We start from the raw sequence: 20935 nt of genomic DNA on the forward strand, positions 1-20935 counted from the left end.
GTGGGAGGGGTTGCGCGGGGGTGTCGCGGGGTGGAGGTCAGCCGAGGAGGGAACGGCCGATGATCTCCTTCATGATCTCGGTGGTGCCGCCGTAGATGGTCTGGATGCGGCCGTCGGTGTAGGCCCTGGCGACCGGGAATTCAGTCATGTAGCCGTATCCGCCGTGCAGTTGCAGACAGCGGTCGGCGACCTTCTTCTGGAGCTCGGTCGCCCACCACTTGGCCATCGAGGCGTCCACGGCGTCGAGCGCGCCGTTCGCGTGCTCCTCGATGCAGCGGTCCAGGAAGGCCCGGGTGACGGCGCACTCGGTGGCCATCTCCGCGATCTCGAAGCGGATGTGCTGGAGCCGGGAGAGCGGGCGGCCGAAGGCCTCGCGCTCCTTGACGTAGGTGGTGGTGATCTCCAGGAGGTGCTCGGCGGCGGCGATGCCGGCGACGGCGATGGCCATCCGCTCCTGGGCGAGGTTGGTCATCAGGTGGATGAAGGCGCCGTTGAGCTCGCCGAGCAGGTTCTCCTTGGGGACGCGGACGTCGTGGAAGAACAGCTCGGCGGTGTCCTGGGACTTCTGGCCGATCTTGTCGAGGTTGCGGCCGCGCTCGAAGCCCTCCGCGCCGCGCTCCACGACGAGCAGGGAGAGGCCGTGGGCGCCGCCGTCGGGGGTGGTGCGGGCGACGACGACGACCAGGTCGGCCAGGATGCCGTTGGAGATGAAGGTCTTGGAGCCGTTGAGGATCCAGTGGTCGCCGCGGTCCTCGGCGGTGGTGCGGATGCCCTGGAGGTCGGAGCCCGCGCCCGGCTCGGTCATGGCGATGGCGGTGATGGTCTCGCCGGAGCAGAAGCCGGGCAGCCAGCGCCGCTTCTGCTCGTCGGTGGCGAGGGAGGTGAGGTACGGGCCGATGATGTCGTTGTGCAGGCCGAGGGCGAGGCCGGGGGTGCCGGCCCGGGTGAACTCCTCGGCCAGGACGGCGCCGTAGCGGAAGTCGGGGTTGCCGCCGCCCCCGTACTCCTCGTCGACGGCGATGCCGAGCAGGCCCTGCCGTCCGGCGGCGAGCCAGGCCTCGCGGGAGACGATGCCGTCCTTCTCCCACTGCTCGTAGTGGGGCAGCACCTCCTTCTCCAGGAAGGTGCGCACGACCGCCCGGAAGGCTTCGTGGTCCTCGGTGTAGATGCGGCGCTTCATGCGGAAGTCTCCTGGGGGTGCAGGGAGGGTACGGCCCAGTCGCGGGCGACCTCGGCGGTGTCGGCACCGGGCAGGGCGGGGCCCGTGCGCAGGGTGCCGGGGGTGGCGGAGAAGCGGGGTGCGGGGGCCGGCTGGACCTGCCCGCCGTGCTCGGTGAAGGTGCCGCGGGCGGCCAGGTGCGGGTGGGACGGGGCCTCGTCCAGGGAGAGGACGGGGGCGACGCAGGCGTCGGAGCCGTCGAAGACCTCGGTCCACTCCTGCCGGGTGCGGCTCAGGAACGCCTCGGCGACGGCCTCGCGCAGGTCGGGCCAGCGGGCGAGGTCGTAGCGGCCGGCGGCGGGCTCGTCGCCGATCCCGAGGAGGCGGACGAACTCGGCGTAGAACTGCTCCTCCAGGGCGCCGACCGCCATGTGGCCGCCGTCGGAGGTCGCGTAGACGCCGTAGAAGGGGCAGCCGCCGTCGAGGAGGTTGGTGCCGCGCCGGTCCTGCCAGCTCCCGGCGGCCAGCATGCCCCGGATCATGGTGGTGAGGTGGGCGGTGCCGTCGACGATCGCGGCGTCCACGACCTGGCCCTCGCCGTGGGCGCGGGCGTGCTGGAGGGCGGCGAGGACGCCGATGACCAGGTAGAGCGAGCCGCCGGCGTAGTCGCCGAGCAGGTTGGCCGGGATCGACGGCGGGCCGTCCGGGTCCGGGCCGATCATGCCGAGGGCGCCGGTGATCGCGATGTAGCCGATGTCGTGCCCGGCGGTCGGGGCGAGCGGTCCGTCCTGGCCCCAGCCGGTCATCCGGCCGTAGACCAGGCGCGGGTTGCGGGCGAGGCAGGCGTCCGGGCCGACGCCGAGGCGCTCGGCCACGCCGGGCCGGTAGCCCTCGATCAGCACGTCCGCGCGCCCGGCCAGGTCGAGGACGGTCGCGGGGCCGTCCGCGGCCTTGAGGTCGACGAGGACCGAGCGCTTGTTGCGGTTGGTGAGGTCGCGGGCGGGGTCGATGCCGAGGCCGGGGCCGCCGGGCCGGTCGACCCGGACGACGTCCGCGCCGAGGTCGGCGAGCAGCATGGCGGCGAAGGGACCGGGGCCGATGCCTGCCAGTTCCACCACGCGCACCCCGGCGAGGGGACCGTTGCGGGTGGTGTGCGTCGTGCTCATCGAACCCCCGGGAGTGTGTGACACCAATGATGTAACACCAGAGATGCTAGGAACGTGTTCCACTCGGCACAAGCCCCCCGGCCGAGCAAGCGCTTGGAAAATTCGGAGAGGGCCGGAAGCGGGCGCCGGGAGGCGGCTTCCGGACGGGCGGGCGGAGGGGCCGGTGCGGGGCTTCCGCTATCCTCCGCCGACGACGACCGCGCACGGCGGCGCGGACCGGCCGAAGCGAGGGGCTGCATGGACACAGGGGCGGGCGTGGCGGGCGGGGCCGGGGCGGGCCCGGAGCGCGGGGACAGGCCGTACGACGTGGTCCTCTTCGGGGCCACCGGGTTCGTGGGCGGACTCACCGCGGAGTATCTGGCCGAACACGCCCCCGCCGGGTGCCGGTGGGCGCTCGCGGGCCGCAGCCTCGGCAGGCTGGAGGCGCTGCGGGACCGGCTGGCCTCGGACCGGCCGCACCTGACGGACCTGCCGCTGGTCGTGGCGGACTCCGCCGACCCGGCCTCGCTGCGCGAACTGGCCGGATCCGCGAGGGTCGTGGCGACCACGGTCGGACCCTACGTCTGGTACGGCGAGGAGCTCGTCGCCGCCTGCGCGGAGGCCGGCACGGACTACCTGGACCTGACGGGCGAGGCCGAGTTCGTGGACCTCGTGTACGTGCGGCACGACGCGCGCGCCCGGGAGACCGGCGCCCGGATCGTGCACGCCTGCGGCTTCGACTCGATCCCGCACGACCTGGGCGCGCACTTCACCGTGGGGCAGTTGCCGGACGGCGTGCCGCTGCGGGTGGACGGTTTCGTACGGGCCGGGGCGGCGTTCTCGGGCGGCACCTTCGCCTCCGCGCTCACCGCGCTCGGCCGGGGCCGGGAGGTCCTGCGGGCCGCGCGCGAACGGCGCCTGCACGAGCCCCGGCTCGTGGGCCGCCGGTCGCGCGCGCCGCTCGGCGGCCCCCGCTTCAGCCGGGAGACGGGCACGTGGGCGCTGCCGCTGCCGACGCTCGACCCGCAGATCGTGGCCCGCTCGGCGGCGGCCCTGGACCGGTACGGGCCGGACTTCCGCTACCGGCACTACGCCTCCGTGAAGACGCTCCCGATGGCGCTCGGCGGCGCCGCGGCCGTCGGCGCGGGCGTGGCGGCGGCCCAGCTCCCGCCCGTGCGGAGCTGGCTGATGGGGCGTTACAGCGCCGGGGAGGGCCCGTCCGCCGAGCGGCGCGCCCGGAGCTGGTTCTCCGTGCGGTTCGTGGGCGAGGGCGGCGGCCGGCGGGTGTTCACCGAGGTGTCGGGCGGCGATCCGGGGTACGACGAGACGGCCAAGATGCTCGCCGAGTCGGCCCTCTGCCTCGCCTTCGACCCGCTGCCGAAGACCGCCGGGCAGGTGACGACGGCGGTCGCGATGGGCGACGCCCTCACCGCCCGCCTGCGGGAGGCGGGCATCCGCTTCCGGGTGGCGCACCGGGGGTAGGCGGGGCCCGGTGGATCAGGCCCCGGTCCACCGGATCAGGGGCGCGCGAGCCGGAAGGGGTGCCCGGCCGGGTCCGCGTAGACGCGCCGGGCCGGGTCGCCTCCCCCGTCGTCCAGCGGTACGGCTCCGGGCGTGAGGACGGCCTCGCCGGCGGCGTCCGGGCCGTCGACCCGCACGTCGAAGTGGAACCGCTGCTCGGGCGCGCCCCGCACGGGCGACCGGTGGCCCGGAACGCTCTGGGAGGCGAGGACCGGGCCGCCGTCGCCGCGCAGCACGACGCAGCCCTCGCCGACGGTCCACCGGGGGTCCGGCCCGTCGACCTCGCCGCCGATCAACCGCTGGTAGGAGAGGGCCGGTTCGTTCGCGTCGGGGCAGTCGAGGACGACGCACCGCAGCCGCCCGATCACGCGCGGCCCCCGGTGGCGGCGGGGAGCGGACCCGGGCCGCGCGGGACGGAACGCGGCGGAACGGCGGGGGAGTCGTCATGGTCCCCGCCCTGCCGGGCGGTCCGGGCATCCGGTATCCGTGCGCGGACTCAGCCGGAAGGGGCCGGGTGCTCCCCGAGCGCCTCCGCGAGGGCGCGGCGGCAGAGGGAGTCGGCGCGGCGGGTGGTCTCCGGGACGCGGTAGCGCGGGGTGAGGTGGAGGGCGTGGGCGCAGGCGCGGGCGAGGGAGGTCCGGTGTCCGGCGGAGACGAAGACCGGCTTGACCCCGGCCCGGGTGCGCACGGCCCGGCCCACCTCCTCCCCGTCGGCGAGCAGCGGGGAGGCGTCGCCGCGCGCGGGCCCCGGCGGCTCGTACGCGAAGGCGAAGGGCTTCTTGGCGACGCCGACGGACGGCCGCCCGGTGAGCACGCCGAGGTGGCAGGCGAGCCCGAAGCGGCGGGGGTGGGCGAGGCCGTAGCCGTCGCAGACCAGGAGGCCGGGGTCGGCCGTCAGGGCGTCGAGCGCGGCCAGCACGGTCGGGATCTCCCGGAAGGCGAGGAGCCCGGGGACGTACGGGAACGAGACCCGGCCGACCGCCGTCGCCTCCTCCACGACCTCCAGGGTCCGCGCGTCGAGCACGACGGCCGCGGCGGCGACCAGGTCCCGCTCGTCGTCGTAGGCCACGTCGAGCCCCGTGACGCGGCCCTCGCCGACCGCGGGGCCCTCCTCGTCCCGCACCAGGCGCCCCCTCAGCTCCCGCTGGACGGCGAGGGCGGCGGTCTCGTCGGCGGGCCAGCCCGCCGGAATCTCGGTGATCGTCATGATGCGGGCCACCCTACGACCGGCCGGGCGGGCATCCGTCCCGGTCCTCGGGACGGGCGCCCGGCCGGTTCCGGGGCGCCGGTAGCCTGGCGATCATGTTCGTACTGGAATTGACCTACACCGCCCCCGTCGAGCGGGTGGACGCGCTGCTCGACGCGCACGTCGAGTGGCTCGACGCGCAGTACGCCGCCGGCGTGTTCCTCGCGTCCGGCCGGAAGAACCCGCGGGACGGCGGGGTGATCCTGGCCGCCGGGGTCGACCGCGCGGAGATCGAGAGGATCGCGGCGGCCGACCCGTTCAGCGCCGAGGGCGTGTGCGCGTACCGGATCACGGAGTTCTACGCGACCAAGACGGTCGACGGGATCGCCGCGTACCGGGAGCGGCTGCCCTCCTAGCCTCGGGCCAGGCGCGCGACGCGGCCCTGTTCGCCCGAGGCCCAGCAGGAGCCGTCCGGGGTGCAGTCGACCGTGTCGTACGAGCCGGCGTCGACCGTGCGCCAGGTCCGGCCGCCGTCGGTGGTCAGGTCCGTGCCGGTGGGGCCGACGGCGAGCGCGGACGTCCTGCCGTACGGGAGCCAGGCGACGCCCGAGCGGTAGGCGGGCGGCGGCGCGGCCGGGGCGCGCCAGGTGCGGCCCGCGTCGGAGGTGACGGCGGCGGCCCGCGGGGACGGCTGGTCCTTGCGGTAGTCGCCGCCGACCGCGAGGCCGTGCGCGCGGTCGCGGAAGGCGAGCCCGAAGACGCCCCGGGCCGGGTCCCCGGCCGGGATCGGCGAGGCCGCGACCGTCCAGGTCAGGCCCCGGTCGGCGGAGTGCAGCACGCGCGCCGCGGCCGCGCCGCCCGTCGCGAGCCACACGTCCCGGGGGCCGGCCGACACCAGGCACTGGCCGCTCGCCGCGAAGCCCGCCTCGCCGGGGAGCGCGTCCGGCATCCCCGCGTCCGGCAGGACCCGCCAGGACCGGCCGCCGTCGCGGGTGGAGAGGATGCGGTACTTCCCGTCGACCGGGTCGCTCATGGCGAGGCCGTTGCGGTGGTCGAAGAAGGTCATGCAGTCGTAGAAGGCGCGCGGGTCGGTGTTGCGGAAGGACTCGGTCCAGGTGGCACCGCCGTCGCTGGTGCGCAGCACCCGCGAGGCCTCGCCCTCCCCGATGGCGAGGACGACGGCCCGGCGGGCGTCGAAGGCCTCCACGTCGCGGAACTCCAGCCCCTCCGCGCCGGGCGGCGAGACGTTCCGCCAGCTCCGGCCGCCGTCGGTGGTGCGCAGCACCGTGCCCTTGGAGCCCGCGGCCCAGGCGGTGCGGCGGTCGACCGCCGCGAGCCCCCGGAAGCGGGCGTCGGTGCCGGTCGGCGTGAGGCGCCAGCCGAGCGCGGGCGCGTGGCGCCGGCCGGCCGCCGGCGACCGGTCCGCGGCCGGAGCGGGCCCCGCGTCGACCGCCGGCGCGGGCCCGGTGTCGGCCGCCGGGGCGGGCCGTGTTCCGGCCGTCGGTGCGGACCGTGCGTCGGGCGTCGCGGCCGTGGGGGTCTCCCCGGCCCGCGCCGGAGCGGCCAGGGTCAGCGCGAGCGCCGCCCCGACCAGTCCCGCCGACATCATTCGTCTCGTCTTCCCCATGGACGTCATGGCGCCGGAAGCTAGTGCCCCCGCCCGCCCGCCGTCCAGGGCGCGTCCCCGGCCCGCCCCGGGTTTCCGACGCCTCCCGGCACCCCTGAATCCTGTCCGGCGCCGCCGCGCCCGACCGGGTCGCGGAGGTCGTCCGCCGCCGCCCCTCCGGCGCGCCCCGGTGCCACCGCCACCGGCAAGGGCCTCCGGATCCCCGCCGTACCGCGACCTCTCGGGCCCCTGCGCCGACTCGGCCGGAGATCTTTCCCGAGAGCTTTCCGGACAGAATCGAGAGGGGCCGGAAGGGCTCCGGCCTGCCCGGACGCCCCCCGCGCCGGGCCCGGTGACACAGCTCACGTGGGTCCGGAGTGCACGTTCCGGCCGTCTCTCCCGTCTTCCCGGGTGTCAGGAGCCCCACTGTCGGGGAGACGCACAGGATCCGAAACCCGCGCAGAGAGGAGCCGGTCTTGTCCGCCGTCATCGAGCAGGCCGTCCAGGCCCGTCTGGTCGCATCCGCTCCCCGGATGGAGACCGTCCCCGCCACCCTGCGCTACGACCGCGAGGATCCGTACGCCGTCAGCATGGCCTTCCCCCCTCCCGCGACGCTGGAGGGCGTCGAGGTCTCCTGGGCCTTCGCGCGCGAGCTGCTCGTCCAGGGGGTCGAGCGCCCGGCCGGGGTCGGGGACGTACGGCTGCGCCCGTACGGGTACGACCGGACCGTGGTCGAGTTCCACGCCCCGGAGGGGGTGGCCATGGTCCACGTCAGGACCTCGGAGCTGCGCCGCTTCCTGGAGCGCTCGCAGCACCTGGTGCCGGAGGGGCGCGAGCACCAGTACCTGGACTGGGACCAGGACCTGACGGAGCTGCTCCGCGAGCGCCCGTGACCCCTCGCCGCCGGACCGTCCGTTAAATCGTTTGCCGCCCTCCCGGTCGGGCTCGTATCGTCGGAACCGACCTTGTCGTCACCCGATCGGAGAAGGACGTTGCTCGTCTGAGGTTGCGAGACACCGCGCCGCGCGTGCCCCCTGTGCCGCGTGTGCCGTTCTCGACCTCGGCGTACGAGCCGTCCTCCCACAGCCCGCGCCCCGGTGTCTCCACGCGTTGCATCTCTTCACGCCCGCGCTCGCGCACCCGGAGGCCTTCATGGCGCATCACCCCACTTTCCTCACCTGTTCCTCGCTCTCCTTCTCCTGGCCCGACGGCACCGAGGTCTTCGACGACCTCCGGCTCGCGGTCGGTCCCGGCCGCACCGGTCTCGTCGGGCTCAACGGCTCCGGCAAGTCCACGCTCCTCAAGCTGCTCGCGGGCGAGCTGACCCCCTCCTCCGGCACGGTCCGGGTCAGGGGCGAACTCGGCCACCTGCCGCAGAACCTGGTCCTGGACACCTCGCGCCGGGTCGACGAGATCCTCGGCATCGACGCGAAACGGGCCGCCCTGCACGCCATCGAGGCGGGCGACCCGGCCGAGGAGCACTTCGCCGTCCTCGCCGACGACTGGGACGTCGAGGAGCGGGCCCGCGCCACCCTCGACCAGCTCGGCCTGGGCGGCATCGGCCTGGACCGGACCGTCGGCGAGATCTCGGGCGGCGAGTCCGTGCTGCTGCGCCTCGCCGCGCTGCTGCTCGCCCGGCCCGACGTCCTGCTGCTCGACGAGCCGACCAACAACCTGGACCTGCACGCCCGCGCGCGCCTCTACGAGGCCGTGGAGAGGTGGACCGGCGTCCTGGTCGTGGTCAGCCACGACCGCGAACTCCTGGAGCGGGTCGACCAGATCGCCGACCTGCGGGACGGTGAGGTCGCCTGGTACGGCGGTTCCTGGTCGGACTACGAGGAGGCGCTCGCCGCCGAACAGGAGGCGGCGGAGCGGATGGTGCGGGTCGCCGAGGCGGACGTGCAGCGGCAGAAACGCGAACTGTCCGACACCCAGACGAAGTTGGCGCGCCGCAAGCGGTACGGGCAGAAGAGCTTCGAGAACAGGGTGGCCTCCAAGCTGGTGGCCAACAGCCAGAAGCGCAGCGCCCAGGTCACGGCCGGCAAGCAGCGCACCCTCCACGCCGAGCGCCTCTCGGAGGCGCGGGAGCGGCTCGACGCGGCGGTGGAGGCGGTGCGGGACGACGACGAGATCCGGGTCGAGCTGCCGCGCACCTCGGTGCCGCCGGGCCGCGAGGTGCTGCACCTGCGGGACCTGGAGCTGCGGTACGGGGCCCGCGTCGAGGGCGCGTTCGAGCTGCGCGGTCCGGAGCGGATCGCCCTCGTGGGGCGGAACGGGGCCGGGAAGACGACGCTGCTCCGGACGATCGCCGGGGAGCTCGAACCGCTGGCCGGCGAGGTGGAGGCGCGGGTGCCGCTGCGCTTTCTGCCGCAGCGGCTCGACGTCCTCGACGACGGGCTGAGCGTGGTGGAGAACGTGGCCCGCTTCGCGCCCGGGGCGACGGCGAACGCGATCCGGGCCCGGCTCGCGCGGTTCCTGTTCCGGGGGGCGCGGGCCGACCGGGCCGTGGGCACCCTCTCGGGCGGGGAGCGGTTCCGGGCGACGCTCGCGGCGCTGCTCCTCGCGGATCCGGCCCCGCAGCTCCTGATGCTGGACGAGCCGACCAACAACCTGGACATGGCGTCGGTGCGGAAGCTGACGGCGGCGCTCGACGCCTACGAGGGGGCGCTGGTCGTGGCGAGCCACGACGTGGCGTTCCTGGAGTCGCTCGGGATCACCCGCTGGCTGCTGCTGGACGGCGAGCTTCGGCCGACGTCCGCCGAGGAGGTCCGGGAGGCGGTCGCGGACGGGTCCTGACGGTCCGCGCCCGAGGCCGCGGGGCGCCGGCCGCCGGACGCCCGGAATCGCTCACCCACCGTCGCCGGACACGCGCGCGGGGTGGTCGCCCGGGTGTCCGGCGGGCGCCGCGCCGGACGTGACCTGCGTCTCCGGCGTCCGGTCCGATCAGGAGGAATGACGCAAAGTAATCGGTTGACGCCCGGGGCGGGGTTGGTGGACGCCTTACGGAGCCTTAACCTACGGTTTCGTAACCTACGGATTCGTAGGTACGCCCGCATGTCCTTCTCCGTCCCCAGGAGTTCCCCTTGACGCTCACCTCTCCCCACCTCGGCAGCTCGGCAGAGTGGACCGACGCGCGGTTGCTCTACGCCCTGGAAGAGGTCGTGGAGAAGGAGCTCAACCGGCACCTGAAGGTCACCAAGGACTGGATGCCGCACGAGTACGTGCCGTGGTCCGACGGCCGGAACTTCCCGGGCTTCTTCGAGGACGGCGAGGCCTGGGACCCGCGGCAGTCGAAGGTGACCGAGATCGGCCGGATCGCGCTCGTCGTCAACCTGCTCACCGAGGACAACCTGCCGAGCTACCACCACGAGATCGCCACCCTCTTCGGCCGCGACGGAGCCTGGGGCACCTGGGTGCACCGCTGGACCGCCGAGGAGGGCCGGCACGGCATCGTGATGCGCGACTACCTGCTCGCCTCGCGCGCCGTCGACCCGGACAAGCTGGAGCAGTTCCGGATGGCGCACATGAGCGAGGGCTTCGAGTCCGACAACCGGCACTCGATGCTGCACTCCGTGGCGTACGTCGCCTTCCAGGAGCTGGCCACCCGCATCTCGCACCGCAACACCGGCCACCAGTCCGGCGACCCGGTCTGCGACCGGATGCTCGCCCGCATCGCCACCGACGAGAACCTGCACATGGTCTTCTACCGCAACCTGCTGGGCGCGGCCTTCGAGATCGCCCCGGACCTGACCATGCAGGCCGTGCGGGACGTCGTGGTCGGCTTCCGGATGCCCGGACACGGCATGCCCGGCTTCGAGCGGGCGGCGGCGCAGATGGCGATCGGCGAGATCTACAACATGCGCATCCACCACGACGACGTGCTCCAGCCCGTGCTGCGCTTCCTCAAGGTCCTCCAGATCGACGGCCTGGGGCCGGAGGGCCTGCGCGCCCAGGAGGAACTGGGCCTGTACATGAACGGCCTGGACGCCGAGGCGAGCAGGTTCGACGAGAAGCTCGCGGCCCGCAAGGCCCGGCTGGCGGCCCGCGCGGCGGGCTGACGACGGGTCCGGTCGGCCGGACCGGCCGCACCACCGCGCGGCGGGCGGACGCACCCGCCGCGCGGGCTCAGCCCCGGCCGCGCTTCAGCCGGAACCGCTCCTTCTCCGAGAGCCCGCCCCACACGCCGAACCGCTCGTCGTGCGCGAGGGCGTACTCCAGGCAGGCCACCCGCCCCTCGCAGGCCCCGCAGAGCTGCTTCGCCTCGCGGGTGGAGGAGCCCGGCGCCGGGAAGAAGAACTCCGGGCCGGCCTGGGCGCACAGCGCGTTCTCCTGCCAGGTCATGTCGGGCTCCGGTGCGGTCAGTACGCTCGTGTCGGTCTGCATGCCGTACACGGTGCCGGAGTGCCGTAAACAAGCCATCAACGTTCGATCAATGCGGCGCGCCGAGCCCTTCGCCGAAAGGTCCGTCCCGGACCTCAGCGCGTGACCCCCAGGGCCGGCAGGACCGTTTCGGCCACCCGGTAGGCCTCCTCCAGGAGGGGGTTGCCGGAGAGGATGAAGGTGTCCACGCCCAGGTCCTGGAACTCCTTGAGGCGTTCGACGACCCGGGCCGTGGAGCCGACGACCGCCGTGCCGGGGCCGGGGCGGAAGAGGCTCATGCCGGGCCAGAGGTTGGGGTGGGTCTCCAGTTCGCGGGCGCGGGCCGGGACCCGGCCGCCGTGCTGGCGGAACTGGCGCTGCCAGCCCACGCCGTCCTCCCCCGTCCGCTCGCCGAGCTGCCGGGCGTAGGTCGCCTCGCTGGTGACGTCGAGGAGCCGGTCGGCGGCGGCCCAGGCCTCGTCCTCGGTGTCGCGGACGATGAGGTGGAGGCGCAGGCCGATGCGGAGGGTCCGCCCGTGGGCGGCGGCCCGGGCCCGTACGCGGTCGAGCTTCTCCTTCAGGAGGTGCGGCGGCTCGCCCCAGGTGAGGTAGACGTCGACGTGTTCGGCGGCCATCTCGATGCCGGGGGCCGAGGAGCCGCCGAACCAGAGCGGGACGTGCGGTTCCTGGACCGGGCGCAGGTCACGGAAGGAGGCGCCCGCGTTCTTCAGGTCGTAGAAGCGCCCCTTGTGGTCGAAGACCTCCCCCGCCGTGAGCCGCTTCACGATCGACCAGTACTCGGCGCTCAGCGCGTACCGCTCGTCGTGCCCGACGTGCAGCCCGTACTCGCGCAGGGACTCGGTCGAGCCGTTGACGACGTTGAAGCGGAGCCGGCCGCCGAAGAGGTTGTCGAAGCTGAGCGCCATCTTGGCCAGGAGGGTGGGCTGGATCAGGCCGGGGTGGACGGCGAGGAGGGGTTTGAAGCGGGTGCTGGTGGAGGCCGCGAGCGCGGAGCCGAGCGGCCAGACGTCGTAGAGGTCGGTGGCGAGCAGCGCGCCCGTGTAGCCGAGGCGTTCGACGGTCGCGGCGAGGTGCCGGAGGTAGCCGAGGTCGACGGGCCGGCGGCCCTCCGGCTCCCACGGGTAGGCGCCCTCGCGCGGGATGACGTACCAGAGGACTTCGGGGGCCCGCGTCGGTGAGGTCACGGGTCAGGCCTTCCGGGGCAGCGCGTCCGCGACGGTGACCGCGCGGTCGACGAATCCGGTGCGGTGGAAGATGTCCGCCGCCCGCTGCTGCTCGGCGACGAACTCCTCGGTGACCTCCTCGATCGTCCAGGGCAGGGCCCGCAGCGCGGTCTCCCAGTCGTCGACCGTGCCGCCCTGGTCGGCGGCGGCGATCCCGGCGGCCTCGCGCGGGTGGGCGGCGGCCCACTCGTCGGCCCGGCGCAGCGCCCGGACGAGCGCCTCGACGACCTCGGGCCGCTCCTCGGCCAGGTCGCGCCGGGTGAAGAAGACGGACCGGTCGCTGATGACGTCGCCGGTGCGGACCAGGACGCGCAGACCGCCGGCGCGGCGGGCGGCGGCCAGTTCGGCGCCCTGGGCGACCCAGGCGGTGATCCCGCCGGAGCGCAGCTCCTGCTCGCTGCCGGAGCCCCCGCGCACGGGGGTGATGTCGGTGGCGTACGACAGGCCCGCGTCGTCCAGGGCCTTGGCGACGAGGTGGGTCTGCCAGGAGCCGACGGCGAGGTGGACGGTGCCGCCCTTGAGGTCGGCGACGGTACGGACCGGGCTGTCCTCGGGGACGAGGAGGGCGCCGTGGTCGGGGCGGGGCGCGGAGACGGCGACGTAGACGATGTCGTGGCCGGCAGCCTGCGCGGTGACGGGCGGGGTGGAGCCGGTGCCGCCGAAGTCGATGGTGCCGTCGGCGAGGTGGGCGCCGGTGCGGACGCCGTCGGTGTACGGGTGCCAGGCCACGGTCTCGCCGAGGGCGGCGAGCTCCTGCTCCGCGTAGCCGAGGCGGGAGAGGTGGTAGAGGGAGGGGTTGCTGCGGTGGACGCCGATGACGACGGTCATGCGGGGACTCCTTCGGAGGGTTCTTCGGACGGGACGGTCGCGGGGCGGGCGGGCGGCGCCTCCTCGGGCGCGTGGACGCCGAGGTCCGCGAGGAGGCGGCGGCGGAGGGCGACGAAGGCCGGGTCGCCCGGGTCGCGGGGGTGGTCGACGGCGACGGGCTCGTCGGTGACGAGCCGGCCGTCGCGCAGGACGGCGACCCGGTCCGCGAGGCGTACGGCCTCGTCGACGTCGTGGGTGACGAGCAGGACGGCGGGGCGGTGGATCCGGCGCAGCTCGCCGACCAGGTCCTGCATGCGGAGCCGGGTCAGCGCGTCCAGGGCGGCGAACGGCTCGTCCAGGAGCAGCAGTTCGGGCTCCCTGACCAGGGCGCGGGCGAGCGCGACCCGCTGGGCCTCGCCGCCGGAGAGGGTGGCCGGCCAGGCGTCGGCGTGCCGGTCGAGCCCGACCTCCGCGAGGGCCCGCAGGCCGGTCTCCCGGGTCGCGGCCCCGCGCGGGAGGCCGACGGTCACGTTGGCGAGGACCTTCTTGGAGGGGACGAGCCGGGGCTCCTGGAAGACGATCGTGCGGGCGGCGGGGACGAGGGCCTCTCCCCCGTCGGCGCCGTCGAGGGCGCCGAGGATGCGGAGCAGGGTCGTCTTGCCGCTGCCGCTCGCCCCGAGCAGGGCGAGGAACTCGCCGCGCGCCAGGGTGAGGTCGAGTCCGTCGAGGACCGCGCGGGTGCCGAAGACCCGGCGCAGGCCCCGTACCCGTACCGCCGTCCCTCCGGTCGCGGGGGCGGGGGCGGTCATCGGGCGCCTCCCCCGGGGCCGGCCGTGCGCCAGGGCATGAGGACCCGTTCCAGGCCCCGCACGAGGACGTCGGCGGTGAGGCCGAGCAGGCCGTAGACGAGGATGCAGACGGCGAGGACGTCGGTGCGGGCGTAGCTCTGGGCCTGGGACATCAGGTAGCCGATGCCCTCGGTGGCGTTGATCTCCTCGGCGGCGATGAGCGCGATGACGCTGAGCGTCATGGAGAGCCGCAGTCCGGCGAGGAGCGAGGGCAGGGCCCCGGGCAGGACGACCTGGCGGACGATCGCGAGCCGGCCGAGCCCGAAGCTGCGCATGGCCTCGACGAGCTTGCGGTCGGTGTCGCGGACGCCGCCGGTGGTGGAGACGTACATCGGGAAGGTGGTGGCGACCGCGATGAGCAGGATCTTCGCGGTCTCGTTGATCCCGAACCAGACCATGAAGAGGGGGACGAGGGAGAGGAAGGGGATGGTGCGCAGGGTCTGGAGGGAGGAGTCGAGGAGCTCGTCGCCGAGCCGGGTGAAGCCGGTGGTGATGCCGAGGGTGAGCCCGGCGGCGAGGCCGATGACGAGCCCGAGGCCCGAGCGGGTGAGGGAGGTGGCGAGCGCGTCGGGGAGCTGCCCGTTGCCCCACAGCTCGCCCACCGCGCCGACGACCTGCGCGGGCGAGGCGAGCACGTCGGGGGTGAGGAGCCCGGTGGCGGAGGAGACCCACCACAGGACGAGGAGGAGGACGGGGCCGAGGGCGCGGACGGTGAGGGAGGACGCGCGGGAGCGGGCGCGGCGGACGGGCGGGCGGGGGGCGACGAGGCCGGCGGTGTGCCGGGGGGCGGCGGGGGCGTCTTCCGGGAGCTTTGCGGGCGGGGGGTTCTCGGTCGGGGGCTGCTCGGTCAGGGGCTGCTCGGTCGGGAGCTTCCCGGTCAGGGGCTTCCCGGCCGGAGTCTCTCCGGTCAGGGGCTTCCCGGCCGGAGTCTCCCCGGTCGAGGACTTCTCGGTGATGGGCGGGGCCGTCACGACAGCTTCTCCACGTCGAGGAGGTGGGCGGCGATGTCGACCTTGTTCGGGGTGACCTTCTGGTCGGCGTAGAACCGCGCGACGGTCTCGAAGCGCTTGACGTCCTCCGGCCCGATCGGGTCGACGGTGCCCGCCTCGGCCGTGAAGGAGATCTGGACCTCCTTGGCCTTGCCGTTGACGGCGGTGGGACCGGCGTCGGTGAAGACGTTGAGGTAGGCGGCCGGATCCTTCTTCTCCTTGGCGCTGTTCTCGTGGAGGTAGGCGTAGAGCGCCCTCACGACCTCGGGATGCTCCTCGGCGAACTTCGAACGGACCGCGTTCAGGCTGTAGTTGTCGGAGCCGATGGCGGTTCCGTCGGCGACGAAGCGGGCCTTGCCCGAGCCGATCTCGGCGACGGCGTAGGTGGACCAGACGGCCCAGGCGTCGACCTGTCCGGCGTTGAAGACGGCGGCGGTCTGGTCCGGGCGCAGATAGACGCGCTCCACCTGGTCGGCGGGGACGCCGGCCCCGGCAAGGGCCTTGAGGAGGAGGTACTCGCCTGTGCCGCCCTTGTTGACGGCGACCTTGCGGCCGACGAGGTCCTTCACGGAGGTGATGCCGGAGCCCTCGCGGACGAGGATGCCCTCGCCGACGGGGTCGGGCTCGGTGGCGGTGAAGAAGGCGAAGCCGGGGCTCTGGGAGAGGGAGGTGATGCCGGAGGTGATCGAGCCGGTCGCGATGTCGAGCTGGTCGGCGTTCATCGCCTGGGCGGCGGGGGCGAAGGGGCCGGCGCTGCCGGTCCAGGCCACCTTGGCGCCGACGGCGGCGAGGGCCCTGTCGAGGCTGCCGTCCTTCTTGCCGAGGGCGAGGACGCCGGAGTTGCCGGGGTCGGGGATGCGGACGGTGACCGTTCCCTTCGCCCCCTCCGGGCCGCCGCCCGCGCTCGCGGCCGGGCTGCCGCCGCAGGCGGTGACGGTGGCGAGCGCGGCGAGGGCCGCCAGGGCGGCGAACGGGGTGAGTGGGCGCATGGCGGTCGTCCTTCGGGTCGGGGTGGGGCGGGGCGGGGCAGGACCGGGCGGAATGAGTCGAGGGGGGCTGGGGTGGTTCGAAGGGGCGGGCGTGGTTCGAAGGGGCTGAGGTGGTTCGAAGGGGCTAGGTGGCTCGAAGGGGCTAGGTGGTGCGCGTACGCGGGTTACGGGACGGGCTGCGGGGTCTGGCCCCCGTGCGGCTCCGGTGCCGTGCCGGTCGCGAGCAGTCGGGCGCGGCGCAGCGGCTCGGGGTCGGCCCAGGCCCGTACGTCCACGGGCTCGGGCAGGAAGCCGTGGGCGCGCAGGGCCTCCTCCTGCCGGGCGAGGAGGGCGAGACGGGTGTCGGACAGGTCGGGGTGGAGGGTGCGGTGGGTGCCGGGCCGGTAGGCGCCCGCGACCCCCTCCGCGCCCGCGCCGGTCTCGGCGCCGAGGATGCGGGCCACCTCGTCCGGTTCGCCCTCGGCCCAGTCGGCGGCGCGGAGCAGGACGGCGAGGAACCGGGCCACGAGGTCGGGGTGCTCGTCCAGGAGGTCCTGGTGCACGGTGAGGGGGCGGGGGGTGCCGTTGTTGACGCGGTGCGCGGGGTCGGGCAGTTCGTCGAGTTCGACGGCCACCTCGGCGCCGGCCCGCCGGGCGGCCTCGACGGCGAGGGCGCCCTTCACGTAGACGGCGTCGACCTCGCCCCGGCGCAGGGCGTCCAGTTCGGCGGCCCACTGGCCCTGGTGCCCGTCGGCGGGCACGTCGACGAGGACGGCGTCGGCGAGTCCGTACCCCGCCGAGGCGAGGACGCCCTCGAAGCCGCGGAGGGCCATCGCGCGCCAGAAGTCGATGGGGACGGAGTGGCGGGGCACGGCGAGCCGGAGTCCGCGCAGGGCGGCGGCGCCCCGCACCGGGGAGCCGGGCGCGACGAGGACCGCCTGCCGCTCCTCGATCCAGGTGAGTCCGACGAGCCGGGTGCGCTCGCCCCGGGAACGGGCCCACAGCGCGGGCACGTTGCCGCCCTCGCGGAAGAGGCCGGGGAGGGCGTGGGTGAAGTGGGTGGCGCGGTCGGCGCCGGGTTCGGCGTCCTGGAGCGAGCGGACGGCGATGCCGTCGGCCGCGAACTCCCCGGCCAGCCAGCCCCGGTCGGCGGCGACGCCGGTGGCGGTGGGGACGGGGCAGCGGGTGAACCAGAGCGTGTCGGGAACGCGGGCGTGCGTCATGGAGGGCTTCCCGGGGGTGTGGGTGGGTGGGGGCGCGCCGGGGTGCGGCGTGACAGTTCCGCGACGGTGACGGCGACGGGGTGCCGTTCCGGCCCGGAAGGGGGGTGTGGTCCCGGCGGGCGCCGACTCGAAGCGTTTTCGGCCACGGGCCCGGTGAGCCCCGGGACCCCAAGCCCCCGAAAGCCTTACGGGCTTACGGGCTTACGGGCTTACGGGCTTACGGGCTTACGGGCTTACGACGGTGAGCATCGCCGGACGCGGGCGTCGGAGGTGTCGTCGGTGCGTCGCGCCGGAGGCGGCGGCTCCCTCGGCCGTCAGGGGCGGCGGCCGCCGTTCGCGTCAGCGACAGGTGGCCCCGGCGACGCGGGCCAGGTCGATGTGGCGGCGCCGGGTGAGCCCGAGCGGCGCGGGGGAGGCGGCGGGCGCGCCGCGCGCCGTGCGGCGTCGGTTCGTCATCGGCCCCGCTCCCTCCCGTTCGTCGTTGTCGCTGTGGTGCGTTGGCCGGAACCTTGCCATGGAAGCCCGACCGCCCACAACACGTCTCCCACCATGCGGGACGGGGTATGAACGGCGTGTTTCCGACCTCGCGGGGCCGCTGATTCGGCTCCCGCCATGTGGGAGCGTGGGAGCCCGATCACCCACGGGGAGCGAACCCTATGACGACCGAGGCCGGCATCGTCCGACCCCCGGCGGGCGCCCAGGCGGTCCGCCGCGCACTGGACGTGCTGCACTGTTTCCACGACAACGGACCCGACCTGAGCGCCTCCGACCTCGCGCGGCGGCTCGGGCTCTCCACCTCCACGGCGCACCGGCTCGCCCGGACGCTGCTCGGCGCGGGCTTCCTCGAACAGGACGCCAGGACGGCCCGCTACCGGCTCGGTCCGGCGATGACGGAGCTGGGCCGCCTCTCGTACCACCAGCGGGGGCTGCACCTGGCCGCGCCCGAGCTGTCCGACCTGGCCGAGCGGACGGGCGCGACGGCCGACCTGGCGCTGCGCAGCGGTCCGCACGTCGTGATCGTGGCGGGCGGTTCGGTGACCCCGAAGGTGGGTCTGCGCAGGCCGCTGCACTCGACGGCGCTCGGGAAGGTGCTCCTCGCGTGGCCGAGGGCGGGCGAGGGCGGACCGCGCTCCCTCCCGCCGCTGTACGCGTTCACCGAACGGACCATCGTCGAACCGCCTCTGCTCGCGGCCGAGTTGGAGCGCGTGCGGGAGGCGGGGTACGCGCTCAACGACGGCGAGTCGGCCCACGGGGTCCGGACCGTGGCCGTGCCGGTCCTGGAGCGTGCGGGCCACGCGCGGTTCGCGCTCGCGCTGCGCGGGACCCCGGCCCTGATCACCGACGAACGGCTCGACTGGTACCTGGCCCAGGTGCGGGCGACGGCGCGCGCCCTGGAGGTGCTGCTGCTCGCCCCGGCCGAGCGGCGCGGCTTCGGGGAAGGGGGCTAGGGCGCGTGACGAAAGCCCCGCCTGCCCTCCGGGCAGACGGCGCCGCTTTCGACACACGCCCCAGAAGCCTTCCGCTGACAATCCCGCACGGTCGTGCGTTCAGTACGATGGAGGCATGAGCGGCGGTGCGGGAACGAAGACGGACGGGCGCGTCGAGCGCGGCAACCAGACCCGGCGCCTGGTGCTCGGCCGGACGATGGACATCGCGTCGGTCGAGGGCCTCGAAGGGCTGTCCCTGGGGCGGATCGCGACCGAGCTGAACCTGAGCAAGAGCGGCGTGTTCGCCCTCTTCGGCTCCAAGGAGGAGCTCCAGCTCGCCACCGTCAGGGCCGCCGTCTCGGTCTTCTCCCGCCGCGTGGTCGCCCCGCTGGAGGACGTGCCGCCGGGAGCCGTGCGGGTGCGCGAGCTGTGCGGGAACTGGCTGGCGTACTCCTCGGAGCGGGTCTTCGCGGGCGGTTGCTTCTTCTACGCGGTCTCCGCCGAGTTCGACGCCCGTACGGGCCCGGTCCACGACGCCGTCGCACGGGCCCGGCTCGACTGGGCCGAGTACGTGGAGCGGAACCTGGCGGAGGCGCGCGCCGCCGGGGAGTTCGCGGCGGACCTGGACGCGGAGCAGCTCGCCTTCGAGGTGATCGCCCTGATGGAGGCGGCCAACGCGCACTCGGTGCTGTTCGACGACCCCCGGGCCTACGGCCGCGCCGAGCGGGGCATCGACGCGCGGCTGCGCGCCTCGGCCACGGACCGGGGCCGGGAGGCGCTCGCCGCCGCGTAGCCCCCGCGCCCCGGCCCGGGTTCAGCCGGTGGCGACGCGCTCCCCGGAGGGCTCGGCGGCCGGTGCCGTCACGAACTCCACGGTCCGGGCGACGACGTCCGGGTCCCTCAGGATGCGGCGGTGGCCGAGGCCCCGGGTGACGACGAGCCGGGCGCGGTCGCCGTGGGCGCGCACGAGCAGGCGCGACTGGGCGGGCGGCACCATGTCGTCGTCCTCGTCGTGGAGGAGCAGGAGGGGCGCGCCGAGCCGTTCGGGCGCGTGGTCGGCCTCGAAGCGGTGCCAGATGCCGGGCTCACCCGGCGCGACCCGGCGTTCGACGTGGGCGCGGAGCGCGCGGACCACCCGCTCGTCCACGCCGAGCCGGTCCCGGAACCCCTCCGTGAGGAACGCGAAGGAGCCGACCGCGCCGAGACCGGCGAAGCGGGCCGTGCGCACGCCGTCCCGCAGGGCGAAGAGGGAGGCGAGGACGCCGAAGGAGTGGGCGACGACGGCGTCGAAGTCGCCGTGCCGGGCGTGCAGCTCCCGGATGACCTCCCGGTACTCGACGATGTTCGACGCCCGGCCCGGGGAGTCGCCGTGGCCGGGCGCGTCGAAGGCGACCGGGCTGTAGCCGCGCGCGAGCAGCGCTTCGGCGAGGGCGCCGAAGCGGGAGGCGCGCGAGGACCAGCCGTGGACGAGCAGGACCGGCCGGCGGCCGTCGCCCCAGGCGTAGGTGACGACGTCCTTGCCCCGGACGCGGAGGCGTCCGATGCGGGCGGCGGCCATGATCGCCCGCTCCTCGGGCTTCGGGCGGGCCCGGCCGAGCGGGCGGACGAAGAGGTGGAAGGCCAGCCGGCCGGCCGGGCCGGGGGCGACGCGGGCGGCCGTGTTCAGGAAGGTGCGCAGGAGTGGAGCCATCGGGTGCATGCCGGATCTCCTCGGTGTCCTGGGGATGAGAAAATGTTAGCACGACCGTTCGTGTTGTTTATCGAGGACGGAAGCGTGGTCACGAGGGCGCGAGCACATACCCCACCCGCCCCGAAAGAGTCCGGACCGACGAGTGAGATCCTTCACACTCCCCCGGGTGTGGATCATCCCCGACGCCCCGTTCTGGATCTTTCGTCCGCCGGACGCGCGCCCGATACGCAGTGAGGGTGCGCAAACCGCCGCCTCCTCCGACCCCCCGCACCTGCGGGAACGCCCGGTCCAAGATCGACCCTCGCGCCCGGTCCGCTCCCCCGCCCGCCGCGCGGTCCGCCGGCGGCGCCCCGGGCCGTTGCCGTCCCGCGACGACTCCGTGTCCGAACCCGCGACGCCATCCGGTACGTATGGGGGAGAGACTCTTCCGTACCCTTCCCGGACCCACTAGGACTGACCCGTGATCACCTCGCCCTCGCGCCTCGTCCCCGTTCCGATCCCCGACCGCGTGGCCGCGATGATCGGCGCCTGTCTGCCGCTGCACGTCCTCCAGGCCGAGGTCGACGCGGACTGCGCGGCGCGCGAGGTCTACCGGTTCCGGGGGCCGCTCTGCGCGGAGGACCGGGCGGACCGCGAGCACGCCCTCTCCGCGCTCGCGCGGGCCAACAAGATCCTCGCCAAGCACCACCCCGAGCTGCCCGTCACCCCCTGACGGGGCCCGGACGGACGCCCGGGAAGGCCCCGGCGAGGCCTTCCCCGCGCT

The 20935-nt window shown here is 74.8% G+C and carries 22 protein-coding genes; 8 read left to right on the forward strand and 14 right to left on the reverse strand.

Going from position 1 to position 20935, the window contains the following annotated elements; all coding sequences use genetic code 11:
• Nucleotides 1-37 precede the first annotated feature (37 nt).
• Both ACIQKA_RS12525 and ACIQKA_RS12530 read right to left on the reverse strand, forming a co-directional pair.
• Entirely contained in the window at nucleotides 38-1180 is a 1143-nt protein-coding gene (locus tag ACIQKA_RS12525) for an acyl-CoA dehydrogenase family protein (RefSeq protein WP_365540332.1), read from the reverse strand.
• Entirely contained in the window at nucleotides 1177-2325 is a 1149-nt protein-coding gene (locus ACIQKA_RS12530; RefSeq protein ID WP_390107994.1) for a CaiB/BaiF CoA transferase family protein, read from the reverse strand. The genes ACIQKA_RS12525 and ACIQKA_RS12530 overlap by 4 nt, the downstream gene beginning before the upstream one ends.
• A gap of 237 nt (nucleotides 2326-2562) precedes the next feature.
• Between ACIQKA_RS12530 and ACIQKA_RS12535 the strand changes: the two genes are divergently transcribed.
• Nucleotides 2563-3786 carry a saccharopine dehydrogenase family protein gene (locus ACIQKA_RS12535; RefSeq protein WP_402540861.1) on the forward strand — a complete coding sequence of 408 codons (1224 nt, stop codon included), beginning with the start codon at nucleotides 2563-2565 and terminating at the stop codon, nucleotides 3784-3786.
• 35 nt (nucleotides 3787-3821) lie between these two features.
• Here the strand turns inward: ACIQKA_RS12535 and ACIQKA_RS12540 are convergent, their stop codons facing one another.
• Nucleotides 3822-4193, reverse strand: a complete 372-nt coding sequence (locus ACIQKA_RS12540; RefSeq protein WP_391094126.1) for a VOC family protein — start codon at nucleotides 4191-4193, stop codon at nucleotides 3822-3824.
• A gap of 128 nt (nucleotides 4194-4321) precedes the next feature.
• On the reverse strand, nucleotides 4322-5032 hold the full coding sequence (locus ACIQKA_RS12545; protein WP_383151436.1) for an endonuclease V: 711 nt from the start codon (nucleotides 5030-5032) through the stop codon (nucleotides 4322-4324).
• A 95-nt stretch (nucleotides 5033-5127) separates the two neighbouring features.
• Between ACIQKA_RS12545 and ACIQKA_RS12550 the strand changes: the two genes are divergently transcribed.
• Nucleotides 5128-5427 (forward strand): YciI family protein, encoded by a 300-nt coding sequence (locus ACIQKA_RS12550; protein WP_030215684.1) that lies wholly within the window; start codon nucleotides 5128-5130, stop codon nucleotides 5425-5427.
• On the opposite strand, the gene ACIQKA_RS12555 is transcribed toward ACIQKA_RS12550, so the two are convergent.
• The gene (locus ACIQKA_RS12555) at nucleotides 5424-6647 is read right to left on the reverse strand and encodes an oxidoreductase (RefSeq protein WP_402540863.1); all 1224 of its coding nucleotides are present in this window, start codon (nucleotides 6645-6647) and stop codon (nucleotides 5424-5426) included. The two genes, ACIQKA_RS12550 and ACIQKA_RS12555, sit on opposite strands and share 4 nt — an antisense overlap.
• 446 nt (nucleotides 6648-7093) lie before the next feature.
• On the opposite strand from ACIQKA_RS12555, the gene ACIQKA_RS12560 reads away from it, so the two are divergent.
• The 3 genes from ACIQKA_RS12560 (at nucleotide 7094) to ACIQKA_RS12570 (ending at nucleotide 10675) form a co-directional block, all read left to right on the forward strand.
• Entirely contained in the window at nucleotides 7094-7510 is a 417-nt protein-coding gene (locus ACIQKA_RS12560; RefSeq protein ID WP_030215698.1) for an SsgA family sporulation/cell division regulator, read from the forward strand.
• A gap of 259 nt (nucleotides 7511-7769) precedes the next feature.
• Nucleotides 7770-9413 (forward strand): ABC-F family ATP-binding cassette domain-containing protein, encoded by a 1644-nt coding sequence (locus tag ACIQKA_RS12565; RefSeq protein ID WP_383151440.1) that lies wholly within the window; start codon nucleotides 7770-7772, stop codon nucleotides 9411-9413.
• 287 nt (nucleotides 9414-9700) lie between these two features.
• Complete coding sequence (locus tag ACIQKA_RS12570) at nucleotides 9701-10675, forward strand: acyl-ACP desaturase (protein ID WP_383151442.1); 975 nt, start codon at nucleotides 9701-9703, stop codon at nucleotides 10673-10675.
• 67 nt (nucleotides 10676-10742) lie between these two features.
• On the opposite strand, the gene ACIQKA_RS12575 is transcribed toward ACIQKA_RS12570, so the two are convergent.
• From ACIQKA_RS12575 to ACIQKA_RS12610, 8 genes are all read right to left on the reverse strand, one after another.
• Nucleotides 10743-11000, reverse strand: coding sequence for a WhiB family transcriptional regulator (locus ACIQKA_RS12575; protein ID WP_383151444.1), 258 nt, complete (start codon nucleotides 10998-11000; stop codon nucleotides 10743-10745).
• A gap of 92 nt (nucleotides 11001-11092) precedes the next feature.
• A complete protein-coding gene (locus tag ACIQKA_RS12580; protein WP_383151446.1) occupies nucleotides 11093-12181 on the reverse strand; it encodes an LLM class flavin-dependent oxidoreductase in 1089 nt (362 codons plus the stop codon).
• Between the two features lie 3 nt (nucleotides 12182-12184).
• Nucleotides 12185-13048: an ABC transporter substrate-binding protein gene (locus ACIQKA_RS12585; RefSeq protein ID WP_383431280.1), complete on the reverse strand. Its 864-nt coding sequence runs from the start codon at nucleotides 13046-13048 to the stop codon at nucleotides 12185-12187.
• Entirely contained in the window at nucleotides 13045-13836 is a 792-nt protein-coding gene (locus tag ACIQKA_RS12590) for an ABC transporter ATP-binding protein (protein ID WP_402540864.1), read from the reverse strand. The genes ACIQKA_RS12585 and ACIQKA_RS12590 overlap by 4 nt, the downstream gene beginning before the upstream one ends.
• Nucleotides 13833-14726 carry an ABC transporter permease gene (locus tag ACIQKA_RS12595; protein ID WP_402540969.1) on the reverse strand — a complete coding sequence of 298 codons (894 nt, stop codon included), beginning with the start codon at nucleotides 14724-14726 and terminating at the stop codon, nucleotides 13833-13835. The genes ACIQKA_RS12590 and ACIQKA_RS12595 overlap by 4 nt, the downstream gene beginning before the upstream one ends.
• A 116-nt stretch (nucleotides 14727-14842) precedes the next feature.
• On the reverse strand, nucleotides 14843-15853 hold the full coding sequence (locus ACIQKA_RS12600; protein WP_402540866.1) for an ABC transporter substrate-binding protein: 1011 nt from the start codon (nucleotides 15851-15853) through the stop codon (nucleotides 14843-14845).
• Nucleotides 15854-16017: 164 nt separating this feature from the next.
• A complete protein-coding gene (locus ACIQKA_RS12605; protein WP_402540867.1) occupies nucleotides 16018-17055 on the reverse strand; it encodes an ABC transporter substrate-binding protein in 1038 nt (345 codons plus the stop codon).
• A 339-nt stretch (nucleotides 17056-17394) separates the two neighbouring features.
• On the reverse strand, nucleotides 17395-17511 hold the full coding sequence (locus ACIQKA_RS12610; protein ID WP_383151456.1) for a putative leader peptide: 117 nt from the start codon (nucleotides 17509-17511) through the stop codon (nucleotides 17395-17397).
• A gap of 200 nt (nucleotides 17512-17711) precedes the next feature.
• On the opposite strand from ACIQKA_RS12610, the gene ACIQKA_RS12615 reads away from it, so the two are divergent.
• Nucleotides 17712-18503, forward strand: a complete 792-nt coding sequence (locus tag ACIQKA_RS12615) for an IclR family transcriptional regulator (protein ID WP_383151458.1) — start codon at nucleotides 17712-17714, stop codon at nucleotides 18501-18503.
• A 115-nt stretch (nucleotides 18504-18618) separates the two neighbouring features.
• On the forward strand, nucleotides 18619-19275 hold the full coding sequence (locus tag ACIQKA_RS12620; RefSeq protein ID WP_383431272.1) for a TetR/AcrR family transcriptional regulator: 657 nt from the start codon (nucleotides 18619-18621) through the stop codon (nucleotides 19273-19275).
• A 21-nt stretch (nucleotides 19276-19296) separates the two neighbouring features.
• Here ACIQKA_RS12620 and ACIQKA_RS12625 read toward each other — a convergent pair whose 3' ends face one another.
• Nucleotides 19297-20181, reverse strand: a complete 885-nt coding sequence (locus ACIQKA_RS12625) for an alpha/beta fold hydrolase (RefSeq protein ID WP_402540868.1) — start codon at nucleotides 20179-20181, stop codon at nucleotides 19297-19299.
• A gap of 508 nt (nucleotides 20182-20689) precedes the next feature.
• On the opposite strand from ACIQKA_RS12625, the gene ACIQKA_RS12630 reads away from it, so the two are divergent.
• On the forward strand, nucleotides 20690-20884 hold the full coding sequence (locus ACIQKA_RS12630) for a hypothetical protein (RefSeq protein WP_202526684.1): 195 nt from the start codon (nucleotides 20690-20692) through the stop codon (nucleotides 20882-20884).
• The last annotated feature ends 51 nt before the right edge of the window (nucleotides 20885-20935 follow it).

The organism is Streptomyces sp. NPDC092045 (genome assembly GCF_044756005.1).
GTDB lineage: Bacteria > Actinomycetota > Actinomycetes > Streptomycetales > Streptomycetaceae > Streptomyces.